This is a genomic window from Methylobacterium tarhaniae, assembly GCF_001043955.1.
Lineage (GTDB): Bacteria > Pseudomonadota > Alphaproteobacteria > Rhizobiales > Beijerinckiaceae > Methylobacterium > Methylobacterium tarhaniae.
On the sequence record NZ_LABZ01000104.1, the window covers coordinates 1 to 16,614 of the forward strand.

A 16,614-nucleotide genomic window follows, 5' to 3' on the forward strand; every position below is an offset into this window, starting at 1 on the left:
GCAGACCGCCACCTTCTCGAATCCGGTGACGCTCACGCCCGGCGCCACCTACACGGCGTCCTACCACACCAATACGGGGCGCTACTCGCAGAGCGCCAACGGCTTCGCCAACGCCGTGACCAGCGGCCCGCTCACCGCGCCGTCCTCCGGCAACGGCGTCTACGCCTATGGCAGCTCCAGCCTGTTCCCGACCAACACCTACAACCAGACCAATTACTGGGTCGACGTCGTCTTCAACCCGTCGGCGGCGGCGTGAGCATCCGATCCGCGGCCTCGTCCCGAGGCTGCGGATGGAACGAAGCAACGAAAACAGCAACGCGATCTGAACATCGCACGGGGAGAACCATCATGGTCACCGAAACCTACACGGACGGCATCAGCGAGATCACCGTGACCGGCTCGATCGTCCGGGTCGACCTGATGAGCCTGTCGCCCTCCGAGCGCGACGCACACGGCAACCCGGTGCCGGTCCTGCGCCAGCGCCTGATCCTGCCGGCCGACGCCTTCGCCAACGCCGCCGACCTGATGCAGCAGGTCAAGAACAGCCTGATCGAATCCGGCGTCATCAGCCCGGGCCAGCAGCCACGCGACGCGGCGCCCTTCGCCGGCGCCCGCCCGGGGCGAAACACCTCGCCGAACTTCTCCTGATCCCCTCGAACCCGGGCGCCGCCGTGGATACCGGACTGCATTGCCTCGTCGCCGTCGCGCGCCACCACGGCGTCGACCTCGATCCGGAGCGCCTCGCCCACGCCTATGCGGTGGGGGACGAGGCGGTCTCCCCGTCGCGCCTGACCCGCATGGCACGGGAGGTCGGCCTCAGGGCCGGCCGCACCCGCCTGTCCTTCTCCGCCCTCACCGATCTCGGCGGCGCCTTCCCGGCGCTCGCGCGCCTGCGAAACGGCAACTGGGTCGTCGTCACCGGCACCGACCGGCAGGCCGAGGCGCCGCGCCTCGTCGTGTTCGACCCCAAAGCCGCCAGGCACGAGCCGTTCATCCTCGACGAACCCGCCTTCTGCGCCGCCTGGGGCGGCGAGGTGCTGCTGATGCGCCCGAAGGCGCGACGGCGCACGGCGGATGGCCGCCGCCCGTTCGGCCTCCTGTGGTTCGTACCCGAGATCCTGCGCCAGCGCCGGCTGTTCTCCGACGTGATCGTGGCGGCGCTCGCGCTCTACGCCGTCGGCCTCGCGGTGCCGCTGTTCTCGCAGCTCGTCATCGACCGGGTGCTGACCCACGAATCCTACGCGACGCTCACGGTGCTCGCCGGCGGAGTGGTGCTGGCCCTGGTCTTCGAGGCCTGCTTCACCTTCCTCCGGCGCTACCTCCTGCTCTACGCCTCGAACCGGATCGACATCCGGGTCGCGGTGAAGACCTTCGCCCATCTCCTCGGATTGCCGCTCGCCCATTTCGAGCAGGTGCCGGCGGGCATCCTGGTCAAGCACATGCAGCAGGCCTCGCGGGTGCGCGAGTTCCTGACCGGGCGGCTCCTCACCACCGCGCTCGATGCCTGCTCGCTCCTCGTCTTCATCCCGGTGCTGCTGCTCTACAGCCCGAAGCTGACCCTGGTGGTGCTGGCCTTCACCGGCCTCGTCGCGCTCACCATCGCGGCCCTGATCGGGCCGTTCCGGCGCCGGCTCCAGGCGCTCTACGACGCGGAGGGCGAACGCCAGGCGCTGCTCGTCGAGTCGGTCCAGGGCATGCGCACCATCAAGTCCCTGGCGATGGAGCCGCTGCAGGGCCGCCAGTGGGAGGACGCCTCGGCCCAGGCCGTGCAGATGCGCTACGGCGTCGAGCGGATCTCGGCCATCGCGCAGGCCGCGACGGGCCTCCTGGAGAAGCTCACGAGCGTCGCGATCATCGGCCTCGGCGCGCTCGACGTGTTCGACCGCTCGATGACGGTCGGGGCGCTCGTCGCCTTCAACATGCTGGCCGGACGCGTCTCCGGGCCGCTGGTCCAGATGCTCACCATGGCGCACGAGTACCAGGAGGTCGCCCTCTCGGTACGGATGCTCGGCGAGGTGATGAACCGGGCGCCCGAGGCGGAGGGGCCGATGGGTGGAAAAACTCGGGGCCTGTGCCCGCCGGTGCGCGGCGAGATCACCTTCGAGGACGTGCGCTTCGCCTACGGACCCGACCGGCCGCCCGCCCTCGATTCGGTGTCGTTCACCCTGGAAGCCGGCAGCATCGTGGGCGTCGTCGGGCGCAGCGGCTCGGGCAAGACCACCATCACCCGGCTGATCCAGCGGCTCTATCCCGTCCAGCAGGGGCTGGTGCGCCTCGACGGGCACGACATCCGCGAGATCGACCTCGCCCATCTGCGCCGCCAGGTCGGCGTGGTGCTCCAGGACAGCTTCCTGTTCCGCGGCACGGTGCGGGAGAACATCGCGGCGGCCAAGCCCTCGGCGAGCTTCGAAGAGATCGCCGAGGCCGCCCGCGCCGCAGGGGCCGACGAGTTCATCGAGCGGCTGCCGCGCGGCTTCGAGACGATGCTGGAGGAGAACGCCTCGAACCTCTCGGGCGGGCAGCGCCAGCGCCTCGCCATCGCCCGGGCCCTCGTCACCGATCCGCGGCTCCTGATCCTCGACGAGGCGACCAGCGCCCTCGATCCCGACAGCGAGGCGATCATCCGCCGCAACCTGCGCCGGATCGCCCGGGGCCGCACGGTGCTGATCGTCTCGCACCGCCTCGCCACCCTGGTCGACGCCAACGCGATCCTGGTGATCGACGGCGGGCGCCTCGTCGCGACCGGGCGGCACGACCAGCTGCTGACCTCCTGCACGACCTACCGCCACCTGTGGAACCAGCAGACGAGGCAGGCCGCATGAGCGCCCCCAAGTCCCAGGGTAGTCCCAAGTCCCAGGATATTACCAAGTCCCGGGATGATCCCGGGCCGCAGGCCGATCCCGACGAGACCGCCCGGCCGCCCCTCGCCGCCGTGCCGGACCGGGACCCCGCCTCCGGTCCGGCCCCCGCCAAGGCGCCGCCCCGCGGCGAGGTGGTGATGCTGCCCTCCCGGCGCCGGCCGGCGGTCGTCTCGGATTTCCAGCCCGACGCCCTGGCGGTCGAGGAGCGGGCGCCGCCGCGGGTCGCCCGGGCGACGCTCTACGCCGTCGCCGCCCTGCTGGCGACCGGCGTCGCCTGGTCGTGCCTGTCGGAGATCGACGAGGTGGCGAGCGCGCGGGGCCGCCTCGTCACCACGGTGCCGAACATCGTCGTCCAGCCGCTGGAGACGGCGGCGATCCGCTCGATCGCCGTCGCGGTCGGCCAGTCGGTCAAGGCCGGCGAGACGCTGGCGGTGCTCGACCCGACCTTCAGCGAGGCCGACGTGCAGCAGCTCACCGCCCGGCTCGCCGCGGCGGAGGCCCTCGTGGCCCGGCTGGAGGCCGAGTTCGACGAGCGCGAGGTCGCCTTCGACATGGCCCGCCCCGAGCAGGCGCTCGAGGCCCGCCTCGCCCGCCAGCGAAAAGCGCTCCGCGAGAGCCGCCTGCGCGGCCTCGACGAGGAGCTGGCCCGGGCCGAATCGAGCCTCAACCGCAACCGACGCGAGGAGGCGGTGCTGCTCGCCCGCCTCGACGGATTGCGGGAGATCGAGGGGATGCGCACCACGCTCCTGGAGCAGCAGATCGGCTCGAAGCTCAACCTGCTCCAGACCCGCGACGCCCGCCTCGACGTCGAGGCCTCGCTGGTGCGCACCCGCGGCGCGCAAGTGGAGGCGCGCCACGACCTCGCCAAGGCGACGGCGCAGCGCCAGGCCTTCCTCGACGAGACCGGCCGCACCGTGCTCGAAGCCCTGGCGGAGGCGCGCGAGAAGCGCACCGTCGCGGCCGAGGAACTGCGCAAGGCGACCCTGCGCCGCCAGCTCGTGACGCTGACGGCCCCCGCCGACGGCATCGTGCTCGATGTCGCCCAGCGCGGCGCCGGCTCGGTGGCGAAGCAGGCCGAACCGCTCTTCACCCTGGTGCCGGCGGGCAGCCCGCTGGAGGCCGAGGTGATGATCCATCCCCGCGACATCGGCCACGTCGCCGCGGGCCAGACGGCCCGGGTGAAGCTCGACGCCTTCCCGTTCCAGAAGCACGGGACGGTCACGGGCCACGTCCGCACGGTGAGCCGCGACGCCTTCCCCTCCGACGCGGAGGGACGCGGCAATCCCGGGCCGGGCCAGCCCCCTGCCCTGTTCTACCGCGCCCGCATCAGCCTCGACGACACGGCTTTGCGCGCCCTGCCCTCGGGCGCCGGCCTGATCCCCGGCATGGCGGTGCAGGGCGAGGTCCAGGTCGGGCAGAAGCGGGTGATCGCGTACTTCCTGTATCCGCTGATGCAGGTGGCGGATGAGGGAATCCGGGAGCCCTGAGGGGGTGACCGTGCCGGGCGCGTCATTGCCGCCAAGCGGTGCGACCGTCGCCACGGCTCACGCCCCGCCTCCGGTCATGCGCCCTCCCCGCCCTGGACGCCTGAAGCGACGCGGAAGAGAGCCGGGGCAAAGCGGAGCTTACGGCAGGTTGACCGCGCGCGATCAGCCGTCCCCGGTCAACCCTCTCCCTGTGCGCAGGGCGAGACGCTGGCGGGCGAGATCGTCGTTGTCGACGATCGCGTCGCTGCACGCCTCGGGGTCGCACAGGCTTTCGGACAGGGCGCGATGCCGACGGTCGAAAGACAACGATCTTCGGTCCCGTTCTCGAATTCTCGCCACGCCCGAGATCCCGGACTTCGGGGCCTGGCGTCGAAAAATTCGAGGTGAATCAAGGGTCTGATGCGTCAGCAGCTTGGGCCATTGGTATTCGTTGCTCACCGGCTTCGCGGTCCCTTGCGGATGGAACGAGGCGGCCATCGCTGTGGCGCGGATCCCCCTCTCCGGGCGATCCCGCGCTTGAAGATCCGGCCGTAAGATCAGGTGTTTGGACGCAGCTTCGACTGGACCGGGCGATCGCGCCCGGCATAGAGGGTCCCTCGCCGCCCAAGGCGGTCCGCGTCGCGGGCGGCAAGCCTACCGCCCGACCCGCACCACCCGCGCCCGCAGCATCACCATCATCGGCCGGATCGTCTCGCGGACATGCCCGGCCACCGGATGGTCGAGGAGCAGCATGGCGACGAGCCAGGCGCCGGCGCCGCCGAACCCGGCGAGCACGCCCTGCGGGATGGTGAGGGCGAAGCCGCGGCCGGACAGGGCGATGACGGCGAGCGGCGGCAGGGCCGTCGCGACCGTGACGAGGGCGCTGATCCGGATCGCGCCGAGGAAGTCGCGGAGGCTGAACGGCACCCGGCGGCGGATGAAGTAGAGGGCGATCCCGACCTGGAGCGGCACGGTGATGAACTGGGTCGCCGCCACCGCGAGCGGCCCTCCGGAAGCCGCCGCGGCGATGATGGCGGCGCTCGGCGGCAGGCCGATCAGGCTCGCCGTCAGGGTGTCGCGCAGGCCGCCGCTCGCCAGGAGCACGGGATAGGTCAGCATCGCCGGGAAGGTCAGCATCGAGGCGAGCGACAGCACCTGGACGATCGGCACGCTGGCGAGCCACTGCGAGCCGAGCAGCACCAGCACCACCGGCTGGGCGATGAGCGCCAGGAGCAGGGCCACCGGCCAGAGCACCGCCGTGATGTTGCCGATCGAGGCGAGATAGGTCGGCGCCAGCGCCCGCCCGTCGCGCCGGTCGGCGGCGAACATCGGCAGGATCACCGAGCCGAGGCTGCCGAGGATCATCCTGTCGGGAAGCTGGCTCACCACCTGCGCCCGGCCGTAGAGGCCGACGAGGTCGGGCCCGCCGACGCGGCCGAGGAGGAAGATCGGCAGGAGGTCGTAGGCGCGGTTCAGGAGCGTCGTCACGCTGGAGAAGCCGCCGATCGCCAGGGCCGTGCGCCAGCCCTGCAGGCTGGGCCGGTAGACCCCCGGCTCCGGCCGGCAGGCGAGGCTCAGGGCCACCGTGGCGGCCGCGCTCGCGACCATGGCCCAGGCGAAGCTCATCGCCCCGAATCCGAGGAGCGCCAGCGCGACCAGCACCACCGCGTAGGTCAGGCAGGTGCCGACATTGACCCACATCAGGGAGGCGAACTGGAAGTCCCGGCGCATCAGGGCCGTCAGGGGTCCGGAGAACGGCACCAGCAGGAAGCTCAGGGCCAGCACCCGCAGGTAGGATTCGAGCAGGGGCTGGCCGTAGAGCCGGGCCCACAGCCCGGCCGAGCCGAACAGCACCACCGCGAAGAAGGCCGACAGGGCGAGGAGCACCGTGAAGGCGGTGCGGGCGCTCTGCTGCGAGGTCGTCGGTTCGTGGATGATGTAGTTGGTGGTGCCGAAATCGCGCATGCCGTCGATGACCTGCACCAGCGCGACCCCGAGCATCGACAGGCCGACCTCCTCCGGGGTGAGCAGGCGCGAGACCAGGGCGGTCTGGCACAGGGTAATCGTGAGGACGAGGTAGCGCTCGCCCGAGACCAGCAGGACAGCGCGCTTGACGAGGCTCATCAAGAATTCCTTGGGGGTTGGACATTCCCTGTGGTCGGAACCGTGTCGTGGAGGCGCGGGCGGATCAGGGCGAGCCGGCGAGCGCCCCCGGCGCCGGCCAGGCCCGGGCCGCCCGCCAGACGCGGACGAGGGCCGCGAGGTAGCGCGCCGGATCGAGGCCGGGGACGCAGTCCCGCGCCAGCACCAGCCGCGCCTCGGCCGGCCGGCCGAGATCGGCGAGCCGCCGGGCATGGTCGAGCAGCAGCCGGTTGCGGCAGCGGCGCGCGGAGGGCACGAGCTCGGCCGGCACCGCGCCCTCGCCGAGGAGCCTCGCCAGGGTGGCGGCCAGGAGCGGCGATGCCGGCACGCGCCGCGACGGCGCCGACGGCGCCAGCACCGCCGTCGGCCGGGCGACGTAGCGAAACAGCCCCTGCAGGGCGAGGCGGCCCCACAGGTCGAGCTCCGGCCCGCCGCCGCACCGGCACGGGAACAGCCCGGCATCGATCGCCGCCGCCCGCTCGATCAGCGCGGCGCTCGCCCGCAGCGGCGCGGCCCCGATCCGAAGCGCGAAGTCGAACGGGTCGGAGATGCGGCCCGACGGGACGCTCATCGGCAGGAGCGGCCGGCCGGCCTCCCCCAGGAGAGGATTGCCGAACACCGCGACGGCGTCGCCGAAGCGGGTCGCGGCGACGAGCTCGGCAAGGTGATCCTCCCGCCACGCATCGCCGGGATCGAGGAAGGCCACCCACTCGGCCCGGGCCGCCGTCACGCCGCGGTTGCGGGCGGCGCTGCGCCCGGCGCTCTCGCCGCGCAAGGCGCGCACCCGCGGGTCGGCGGCGAGGGACGCGGCCTCGGCCGCCCCGTCGCCGACCGCCAGCACCTCGTAATCGCCGAAGGTCTGGTCGCGCAGGGACGCCAAGGCCGGCCCGACGGGCAGGCCCACCCGGAGCGGCAGCACGACCGAGACGCGGGGGGAGCCGCGCATGGCGCTCAAGCCCCCATCCGCAGGAGGCGGGCGGGGTTGCCCACCACCGTCGCCCCCGCCGGCACGTCGCGCAGGACCACGGCCCCGAGGCCGACGAGCGCCCGCTCGCCGATCGCCACGCGCTGGCGCAGGGCGCTGCCCGCCCCGACGTAGCAGGACCGCCCGAGGCGCACGAAGCCGCTGACGACGCAGCCCGGCGCGAGCACCGCCCCGTCCTCGATCACCGTGTCGTGCCCGACGATTGCGCCGGGCCCGACGGCGACGTGCAGGCCCGCGACGACGTTGCCGGCGACGCTGGCGCCGGCGTGGATGCAGGTCCCGGGACCGAGCACCGCCCGCGACGAGACCGCGGCGCCGGCATGGATCAGGGTGGCGAAGCGCCGAGGGTCGAGCCCGGTCCCGGCGACGATCGCCAGCCGCTCGCGGTGGCTGGCCTCGCTGCCGATGGCGTTGACGAAGGCCGCCTCGGGATCCTCGGCGAGGCGCCGTGCCTCGGCGAGGCGCCCGAGCACAGGCAGCCCGGCGACGCGGTCGCCCTCGGGCCTCGCATCGTCGAGGAAGCCTGCCACCCGCCAGGGTGCCGGCCGGGGGCCGGACAGGCTCTCGACGAGGTCCAGGATGTCGAGGGCGTTGCCGCCGGTGCCGAGGATGATCAGGGGGCGTTGCATGGCTGTGCCGAAGCTGGGCCGGGTCGTGCCGCGGCTCCCATCAGGCTAGCCGGCCCTGTCCGCAGGGTAAGCGTCGCAATCGTCGGCGACGGGGCCTCCGAAAGGTGTAAACCCGCCCGCCCTTCTGGGCAGAAGCGCCGCCGAATTCCGCCGCTCCCGCGGGAGGATACAGCCCCTAGGCTGCTCGACGACCATCACGCGGCGCGGGAACGCCACTCGCGCGCGAAACGACATCTCGGGAGCATACCCGCCCAATGACGAGCGCCTCCAGGACGAACGCCTCCATGACGAGCGCCTCCGTGACGAGCGCCTCCAGGACGAACGGCCTCGGGACGACCGACCCGATGACGGTCGCCTATCTGGTCAACACCGCCCCGGTGACCAGCTCGACCTTCATCCGGCGCGAGATGGCGGCTTTGGAGGCGCAGGGCGTCACCGTTCGGCGCTTCGCGCTCCGGCGCTGGCACCAGCCCCTGGTCGATCCCGACGATGTCGCCGACCAGGCGCGCACCCACTACATCCTCAGCGGCAACCTGCGCGGGCTCCTGGTCGCGGCGCTGAGCCAGGCGGTCACCGGCCCGGCGGCGCTCCTGCGAGGGGCCTGGCTCGCCGCCCGGCTCGCCCGTTCCGGAGGCGGCGCGGTGCGGCACGCGGCCTACTTCCTCGAGGCGGTGTACTTCCTGCGCGCCCTGCGCCGGGAGGGCATCGCCCATACCCACGTGCATTTCTCGTCGAACGCCACCACGGTGGCGCTGATCGCCCGGACGATGGGCGGGCCGACCTACAGCTTCACGGCCCACGGCCCGGACGAGTTCCTCACCGCCACCGAGGACGGCCTCGCCCTCAAGCTGTCCGGCGCCGCCTTCGCGGTGGCGATCTCGAATTTCTGCCGCGGGCAGCTCCTGCGCTTCGGCGGAGCGCAGCACCGCGACCGGATCGCGGTGGCGCGCTGCGGCCTCGACCTCGAGGACTTCGTGCCCTCCGAGCGGCCGGCGGGAGCGAGCCGGACGCTGATCTGCGTCGGCCGGCTCTGCCCGCAGAAGGGGCAGGTCTACCTGCCGGGGGCGGTGGCGAGCCTGCGCCACACCGAGGCGCCGTTCCGGCTGGTGCTGATCGGCGACGGCGAGAGCCGCCCGGCGATCGAGGCCGAGATCGCCCGCCACGGCGTCGGCGACCTGATCGAGCTGCGCGGCTGGCGCAGCAGCGCCGAGGTGCGCGACGCCATCGCGGAATCCCGCGCCCTGGTCCTGCCGAGCTTCGCCGAGGGCCTGCCGATCGTGCTGCTCGAAGCCCTGGCGCTGGAGCGCCCGGTGGTGACCACCACGGTAGCGGGCATCCCGGAGCTGGTCGACGACGCCTGCGGCCGCATCGTGCCCCCCGGCGACGGCGCGGCGCTGACGGGCGCCTTGCGCGACATCCTGCGGGCCGACGACGCGACGCTCGCCGCGATGGGCCGGACGGGCCGCGCCCGCGTCGCCCGCCATCACGACCTGAGGACGCTGGCCACCACCCTGCGCGGCCTGTTCGCGGCGGCGATCGCCCGGGAGGGCAAGGCGACGGTGCGGGTGGCGCGGACCGCCCTGCGGCGGGAGGCGGCGGAGGCGGAATCGTGAGGCGCACAAGCCTCGACGATCGGTGGATTCTCTCGACAGGGCTGACACCGACCCCTGTCATTCCGGGGCCGCGATGGCGGAGCCCGGAATCCAGACACTCAGGTGGGAAAGAAAGGAGCGGGACGCCGCCCGCTGTTTTTCTGGAGAACCCCGCATTTCCGGGCTCTGCCTCGCGGCCCCGGAACGACCCGGAGGGTGGCAGGCATGTCGGGGACGAGCCCCCTCACCGCAGCCCCGACGCCTCCTCCGGCAGGGCCGGCACCGGCCGGGCCGCGAAGGTCCACATCCGGTGGCCGAGGAAGTTCCAGAACACCACCACGCCGGTCGCCATCACCTGGGCGGCGAGATAGGGCAGGCCGAGGCCGCGGGTGAGCCCCGCCATGATCAGCCAGGTCAGCCCGAAGCCGATCGCCGCCACGATGCCGAAGCGCCAGGTCGCCTCGGCATGGGGGCGCGCGCTGGCATAGGTCAGGCGGCGGTTGAGCCCGTAGGAGACCACCGCCCCGGCGAGGTAGCCGGCGAGCGCCGCCCGCACCGGGTCGGCGCGGCCGACCTCGACCAGGGTGGCGAGCAGGCCGTAATGGACCCCGAGCGCCGCGAGGCTGACCCCGATATAGGCCGCGAATTGCCGTGCGAGGGCCGCCATGGCGGCGGCGTTCCACGGGTTCGATCTCGGTTCGCTCGCCACGACGCAGCTCGACCACACGATCAGGTTCGACGAGGCGGCCGATGCCACCCCGCTGCCTGTCTAGCGCCCGGCACTGAACCGAAGATGACCCGAAAGCGGCGGAGCCGGGGTCATCCTTGCAGGCGGGCCGCCACCTTTCGGCTGAGCCAGCGCGGCATCAGGCGGGCGCCGAGCACCGCCGCCCGGTTGGCCGCGCCGGGGATCACCACCGCCCGCCCGGCGAGGTGGCCGGCGACCGCGGCGCGCGCCACCGCCTCGGGCTTCATCACGTTGCCGGTGAAGCGCTTGGTGCCGCCGACATCGGCCCGCTCCGTGAATTCCGTCGCGGTGGCGCCGGGACAGACGGCCGTGACGACGACCCCGTACGGCCGCGCCTCCTCGTAGAGGGCTTCCGAGAGCGACAGGAGATAGGCCTTGCTGGCGTAGTAGGCGGCCATGTTGGGGCCCGGCAGGTAGGCGACCGTCGAGGCGACGTTGAGGATGCCGCCGTCCCGCCGCGCGACCAGGCCGGGCAGCACCAGGCAGCTGAGGATCGTCGGGGCGGCGACGTTCACCGCCACCATCTCGGCTTGGTCGCGGGCCGGCAGGGCACCGAACCGGCCGCGCAGGCCGAAGCCGGCATTGTTGACGAGGGTGTGCAGGGTGATGCCCCGGGCCTCGATCGCCGCGACCAGCCCCTCGGCGGCACCCGGCACCGCGAGATCGGCCGGCACCACCGCGACCGGCACCGGCAGCTCCGCGGCCAGGGCCTCCAGGCGCTCGCCGCGCCGGGCGCTCAGCACCAGCGGCCGTCCCAGGCGGGCGAAGGCCTGGGCGATCTCCAGGCCGATCCCGCTCGACGCGCCGGTGACCAGCGTCCAGCGCGCATCTCCCCCAATGTCCACGTGGTCGGTCACGCCCTTCCCCTGATCTGTTCGCCTATGCTAAGGGCGCCCAACGCAATCCCCGCCGCTTCCGTACGTTCCGCTCCCGCCTCGAAGCCCTGCCGGGCCCTAGACGCCGGATCCGAGGAACGAGGCAGCGCGCCGCACGAGTCTGAAGCGTCCGATGCCCAAGCGCACCGATCTCTCCTCCATCCTCATCATCGGCGCGGGCCCGATCGTCATCGGCCAGGCATGCGAGTTCGACTATTCCGGCACGCAGGCCTGCAAGGCCCTGCGCGAGGAAGGCTACCGGATCATCCTGGTCAACTCGAATCCGGCGACGATCATGACCGATCCGGATCTCGCCGACGCCACCTATGTCGAGCCGATCACCCCGGAGATCGTCGCCCGCATCATCGAGAAGGAGCGGCCCGACGCCCTCCTGCCGACCATGGGCGGCCAGACCGCGCTGAACTGCGCCCTCTCGCTCAAGCGGATGGGCGTGCTGGAGAAGTTCGGCGTGCAGATGATCGGCGCCACCGCCGAGGCGATCGACAAGGCGGAGGATCGCAGCCTCTTCCGCGACGCGATGACCAAGATCGGGCTCGAGACCCCGAAATCGGCGCTCGCCAACGCCTCCGCCGCCAAGAAGGCCGACCGCGAGAAGTACCTCGCCGAGATCGCCCGCATCGAGGCCGCCGAGAGCGATCCGGATGCCCGTAAAGCCGCGCTCGCCGCCTTCGAGAAGAAGTGGGCGTCGGCCGAGAACGACCGGCGCAAGCGCTACGGCGAGCACGCGCTCGGCCAGGCGCTCGTCGCGCTCGCCGAGGTCGGCCTGCCGGCGATCATCCGCCCGTCCTTCACCATGGGCGGCACCGGCGGCGGCATCGCCTACAACCGGGAAGAGTTCCTCGACATCGTCGAGCGCGGCATCGACGCCTCGCCGACCAACGAGGTCCTGATCGAGGAATCGGTCCTCGGCTGGAAGGAGTACGAGATGGAGGTCGTCCGCGACAAGGCGGATAACTGCATCATCGTCTGCTCGATCGAGAACGTGGACCCGATGGGGGTGCATACCGGCGACTCGATCACCGTCGCCCCGGCGCTGACGCTGACCGACAAGGAATACCAGCGCATGCGCGACGCCTCGCTCGCGGTGCTCCGCGAGATCGGCGTCGAGACCGGCGGCTCGAACGTGCAGTTCGCCGTCGACCCGGCCACCGGCCGGATGATCGTCATCGAGATGAACCCGCGCGTCTCGCGCTCCTCGGCGCTCGCCTCGAAGGCGACCGGCTTCCCGATCGCCAAGGTCGCGGCGAAGCTCGCCGTCGGCTACACCCTCGACGAGATCGCCAACGACATCACCGGCGGCGCGACCCCGGCCTCGTTCGAGCCGACGATCGACTACGTCGTCACCAAGATCCCGCGCTTCGCCTTCGAGAAGTTCCCCGGCGCCGAGCCGACGCTGACCACCGCCATGAAGTCGGTCGGCGAGGCGATGGCGATCGGCCGCACCTTCGCCGAGTCGCTCCAGAAGGCCCTGCGCTCCCTGGAGACGGGGCTCACCGGCCTCGACGACATCGAGATCGAGGGCCTCGGCAAGGGCGACGACCGCAACGCCATCAAGGCGGCGATCGGCACCCCGACCCCGGACCGGCTGCTCAAGGTGGCGCAGGCCCTGCGCCTCGGCGTCAGCCACGAGGAGGTCCACGCCTCCTGCAAGATCGACCCGTGGTTCCTGGAACAGCTCCAGGGCATCATCGACCTCGAGACCAAGGTTAAGCGCTTCGGCCTGCCGAAGACCGAGGGTGCCTTCCGCCAACTCAAAGCCGCGGGCTTCTCCGACTCGCGCCTCGCCGTGCTCGCCGGCACGGATGAGGGGGCGGTGCGCGCCGCCCGCCGGGCGCTGTCGGTGCGGCCGGTCTTCAAGCGGATCGACACCTGCGCGGCCGAGTTCAAGTCGCCGACCGCCTACATGTACTCGACCTACGTCGCCCCGTTCGCGGGCGCGGTGGTTGACGAGGCCCAGCCCTCGGACAAGAAGAAGGTGATCATCCTCGGCGGCGGCCCGAACCGGATCGGCCAGGGCATCGAGTTCGACTATTGCTGCTGCCACGCCTGCTTCGCGCTGACCGACGCGGGCTACGAGACCATCATGGTCAACTGCAACCCGGAGACGGTCTCGACCGACTACGACACCTCGGACCGGCTCTATTTCGAGCCGCTGACCGCCGAGGACGTGCTGGAGATCATCGAGACCGAGCGGCAGGCCGGCACGCTGCACGGCGTGATCGTGCAGTTCGGCGGCCAGACCCCGCTGAAGCTGGCCCGCGCCCTCGAAGAGGCCGGCGTGCCGATCCTCGGCACCTCGCCGGACGCGATCGACCTCGCCGAGGACCGCGACCGCTTCAAGCGCCTGCTCGACAAGCTGCACCTCAAGCAGCCGAAGAACGGCATCGCCTATTCGGTGGAGCAGAGCCGGCTGATCGCCGCCGATCTCGGCCTGCCCTTCGTGGTGCGGCCGTCCTACGTGCTCGGCGGGCGCGCGATGGCGATCATCCGCGACGAGACCCAGTTCGCCGACTATCTCCTCGACACCCTGCCGAGCCTGATCCCGTCGGACGTCAAGGCGCGCTACCCCAACGACAAGACCGGCCAGATCAACACGGTGCTCGGCAAGAACCCGCTCCTGTTCGACCGCTACCTGTCGGACGCGATCGAGGTCGACGTCGATGCGGTCTCCGACGGCAAGGACGTGTTCATCGCCGGAATCATGGAGCACATCGAGGAAGCGGGCATCCACTCGGGCGATTCCGCCTGCTCGCTGCCGCCGCGCTCGCTCTCGGCCGAGACCATCGCCGAGCTGGAGCGCCAGACCCGCGGCCTCGCGCTGGCGCTGGAGGTCGGCGGCCTGATGAACGTCCAGTACGCGATCAAGGACGGGGTGATCTACGTCCTGGAGGTGAACCCGCGGGCCTCGCGCACCGTGCCGTTCGTCGCCAAGGTGATCGGCGAGCCGATCGCCAAGATCGCCGCCCGGGTGATGGCCGGCGAGCCCCTCGCCTCGTTCGGCCTCAAGCCCAAGACTCTGCCGCACATCGCCGTCAAGGAAGCGGTGTTTCCCTTCGCCCGCTTCCCCGGGGTCGACGTGCTGCTCGGGCCGGAGATGCGCTCGACCGGTGAGGTGATCGGCCTCGACCGCGGCTTCGGCGTCGCCTTCGCCAAGAGCCAGCTCGGCTCCGGCACCCTGGTGCCGAAGGCCGGCACGGTCTTCGTCTCGGTGCGCGACGACGACAAGGCGCGCATCCTGCCGTCGATCAAGCTCCTCGCCGAGCTCGGCTTCACGGTGCTCGCCACCGCCGGCACGCAGCGCTACCTCGTCGAGAACGGCGTGTCGGCCGCCCGCATCAACAAGGTGCTGGAGGGCCGTCCGCACGTGGTCGACGCGATCAAGAACGGCGAGATCCACCTGGTGTTCAACACCACGGAAGGCGCGGGCGCGCTGTCCGACTCGCGGTCGCTGCGCCGGGCCGCCCTCTTGCATAAAGTGCCGTACTACACCACTCTCGCGGGAGCGATGGCGGCCGCAGAGGGAATCAAGGCCTATCTCGGGGGTGATCTCGAGGTGCGGGCCCTGCAGGAATATTTCGCGGCTTAAAGTCGAAAGGCCGCGGACGAGACCTATCTCATCCCTCGCGCCCGCGCGAGACAATCGGAAACAGGCCCGGTCGGGAGGCTTACCCTCCCGCCGGGCCGATTATTTGTGACGCGAGACGACGACGATGGACAAGGTTCCGATCACGGTACGGGGATTCGCGGCTCTGGAGGCGGAGCTGAAGCGCCGCCAGCAGGAGGAGCGTCCCCGGATCATCCAGGCGATCGCGGAGGCCCGCGCGCTCGGCGACCTGTCGGAGAACGCCGAGTACCACGCCGCCAAGGAAGCGCAGTCCCACAACGAGGGCCGGGTGCTCGAACTGGAGAGCCTGATCTCCCGCGCCGAGGTCATCGACGTGTCGAAGCTCTCGGGGACCAAGGTCAAGTTCGGTGCCACCGTCAAGCTGATCGACGAGGATACCGAGGAGGAGAAGACCTACCAGATCGTCGGCGAGCCCGAGGCCGACGTGCATGCCGGCCGGGTCTCGATCACCTCGCCGATCGCCCGCGCGCTGATCGGCAAGGCCGTCGGCGACACCGTCGAGGTCGTCACCCCGGGCGGCGGCAAGTCCTACGAGATCACCGGCATCCAGTTCGGCGCCTGAGCAACCGAGATCCGTTCGGCGGCCGACACGCCGTAGGCCGTTCCTCGCCCGAGCGAAGCGTTGCCGGAACGGCGTCCTGGGTCTATCTCGGCCCTCACGAGGTGGCCCCGTCGGGCGCCGTGGAGACGATCCGGATGCTGCGCTGGTGCAAGTCCTTGATCAGCAAGACCCTGATCGCGGCCGCCCTTCTGGCGGCCGCCCTGCCTGCGAGCGCACAGGACGGGACGCTGCCACCGGGAACACGCTTCTCCGGCATCCAGGTCGATGTCCGACCCCTCCTCGCCACCGGCCTCAATGTCTATGCCGAGCGGGTGCGGGCCGAGTTGCAGGCGGCGCTGACCCGGACCTTCGCCGACCGCGTCGGCGGTCCCGGCCCGGTCCTGGTGGTGCGGGTGACCGGACTCTCGCTCAATCCCTATGCCGGCAGCGAGACCCGCGACGGCCGCGGCGGCGGCAACGCCACCAACACCGACTATCTCGAAGGCGAAGCCCTGGTGGTCGACCGCCGCGGCACCGTGCTGCTGCGCCACCCCCAGCTCTCGGCCACCAATGCCAGTTCGGGCGGGGCGTGGTACGACCCGGCCTCGGAGCGGCGGCGGGTGACGTATATCGCCGGGCACTATGCGCAGTGGCTGCGGCGGGGTCTGGGGCTCGATTGAGGCGGCGCCGGGGCTGCGCGAGCAAGGGCCGGCCCATGGTGAGGCGGGCCCCCGTGTCGAGCCTCCCGCTGAAACGGAACCAAAGGTCATTTTTGGCGACCTTTGGCGTCATACGAAAACCGATTCATTGCTTCGCAATGCGGATTTCGGCTTCGCTCAGGCGTGTGGAGCCATTAGCTCCACCGCGCGAGACCGAGAGAGAGACCAAGCCGTGAACAAGGCCAGCGTGTTGGCGCACGCCGCGCCGCCGGGCTTTCGCGCCCCGCATCCTGCACTGGCGAGCTTGTCCAACGCACTCTCACACTCCGGCACAGGGGGATGCCGGTCCGACGAGAGAGCATTTTGCCGTAGAGGAATTCAAGAATCATAATTCATGAACTTCAGGCGACTGAGCAATAAATCGCCGATTGCTCACTCTATTCTGAGTTGAATCACCATCATTCGAAATT

14 protein-coding genes are annotated in these 16,614 nt (G+C 71.3%); 8 read left to right on the forward strand and 6 right to left on the reverse strand.

Annotated elements, in window-relative coordinates; genetic code table 11:
• The 4 genes from VQ03_RS15030 to VQ03_RS15045 all read left to right on the forward strand — a co-directional run.
• Positions 1–256 (forward strand): DUF4082 domain-containing protein (locus VQ03_RS15030; protein WP_048451699.1); only part of this gene is annotated, 256 nt, incomplete at its 5' end.
• Positions 257–348: 92 nt separating this feature from the next.
• Positions 349–648 carry a hypothetical protein gene (locus VQ03_RS15035; RefSeq protein WP_048451700.1) on the forward strand — a complete coding sequence of 100 codons (300 nt, stop codon included), beginning with the start codon at positions 349–351 and terminating at the stop codon, positions 646–648.
• A 23-nt stretch (positions 649–671) separates the two neighbouring features.
• On the forward strand, positions 672–2,822 hold the full coding sequence (locus VQ03_RS15040; protein ID WP_048451701.1) for a peptidase domain-containing ABC transporter: 2,151 nt from the start codon (positions 672–674) through the stop codon (positions 2,820–2,822).
• Positions 2,819–4,348, forward strand: coding sequence for an HlyD family type I secretion periplasmic adaptor subunit (locus VQ03_RS15045; RefSeq protein ID WP_245292092.1), 1,530 nt, complete (start codon positions 2,819–2,821; stop codon positions 4,346–4,348). The genes VQ03_RS15040 and VQ03_RS15045 overlap by 4 nt, the downstream gene beginning before the upstream one ends.
• A gap of 162 nt (positions 4,349–4,510) precedes the next feature.
• On the opposite strand, the gene VQ03_RS33080 is transcribed toward VQ03_RS15045, so the two are convergent.
• The 4 genes from VQ03_RS33080 to VQ03_RS15060 form a co-directional block, all read right to left on the reverse strand.
• Complete coding sequence (locus VQ03_RS33080; RefSeq protein WP_157064118.1) at positions 4,511–4,825, reverse strand: hypothetical protein; 315 nt, start codon at positions 4,823–4,825, stop codon at positions 4,511–4,513.
• 156 nt (positions 4,826–4,981) lie between these two features.
• Positions 4,982–6,451: an oligosaccharide flippase family protein gene (locus tag VQ03_RS15050; RefSeq protein WP_053078597.1), complete on the reverse strand. Its 1,470-nt coding sequence runs from the start codon at positions 6,449–6,451 to the stop codon at positions 4,982–4,984.
• Between the two features lie 64 nt (positions 6,452–6,515).
• Entirely contained in the window at positions 6,516–7,415 is a 900-nt protein-coding gene (locus tag VQ03_RS31040) for a glycosyltransferase family 2 protein (protein ID WP_053078598.1), read from the reverse strand.
• 5 nt (positions 7,416–7,420) lie between these two features.
• Positions 7,421–8,083, reverse strand: coding sequence for a NeuD/PglB/VioB family sugar acetyltransferase (locus VQ03_RS15060; protein WP_048451702.1), 663 nt, complete (start codon positions 8,081–8,083; stop codon positions 7,421–7,423).
• A gap of 284 nt (positions 8,084–8,367) precedes the next feature.
• Here VQ03_RS15060 and VQ03_RS15065 point away from each other — a divergent pair, with 284 nt between their 5' ends.
• Positions 8,368–9,696 (forward strand): glycosyltransferase family 4 protein, encoded by a 1,329-nt coding sequence (locus VQ03_RS15065; RefSeq protein ID WP_208605518.1) that lies wholly within the window; start codon positions 8,368–8,370, stop codon positions 9,694–9,696.
• Positions 9,697–9,919: 223 nt separating this feature from the next.
• Here VQ03_RS15065 and VQ03_RS15070 read toward each other — a convergent pair whose 3' ends face one another.
• Together VQ03_RS15070 and VQ03_RS15075 are read right to left on the reverse strand one after the other, a co-directional pair.
• The gene (locus VQ03_RS15070) at positions 9,920–10,342 is read right to left on the reverse strand and encodes a GtrA family protein (protein WP_048451703.1); all 423 of its coding nucleotides are present in this window, start codon (positions 10,340–10,342) and stop codon (positions 9,920–9,922) included.
• A 152-nt stretch (positions 10,343–10,494) separates the two neighbouring features.
• Positions 10,495–11,280, reverse strand: coding sequence for an SDR family NAD(P)-dependent oxidoreductase (locus VQ03_RS15075; protein ID WP_245292093.1), 786 nt, complete (start codon positions 11,278–11,280; stop codon positions 10,495–10,497).
• 151 nt (positions 11,281–11,431) lie between these two features.
• Between VQ03_RS15075 and carB the strand changes: the two genes are divergently transcribed.
• The 3 genes from carB to VQ03_RS15090 all read left to right on the forward strand — a co-directional run bounded on the left by carB (position 11,432) and on the right by VQ03_RS15090 (position 16,165).
• Positions 11,432–14,905, forward strand: coding sequence for a carbamoyl-phosphate synthase large subunit (gene carB / locus VQ03_RS15080; protein WP_048451704.1), 3,474 nt, complete (start codon positions 11,432–11,434; stop codon positions 14,903–14,905).
• A 124-nt stretch (positions 14,906–15,029) separates the two neighbouring features.
• Positions 15,030–15,506, forward strand: a complete 477-nt coding sequence (gene greA / locus VQ03_RS15085; protein ID WP_048451705.1) for a transcription elongation factor GreA — start codon at positions 15,030–15,032, stop codon at positions 15,504–15,506.
• A gap of 134 nt (positions 15,507–15,640) precedes the next feature.
• Positions 15,641–16,165: a hypothetical protein gene (locus VQ03_RS15090; RefSeq protein ID WP_048451740.1), complete on the forward strand. Its 525-nt coding sequence runs from the start codon at positions 15,641–15,643 to the stop codon at positions 16,163–16,165.
• Positions 16,166–16,614: the final 449 nt, after the last annotated feature.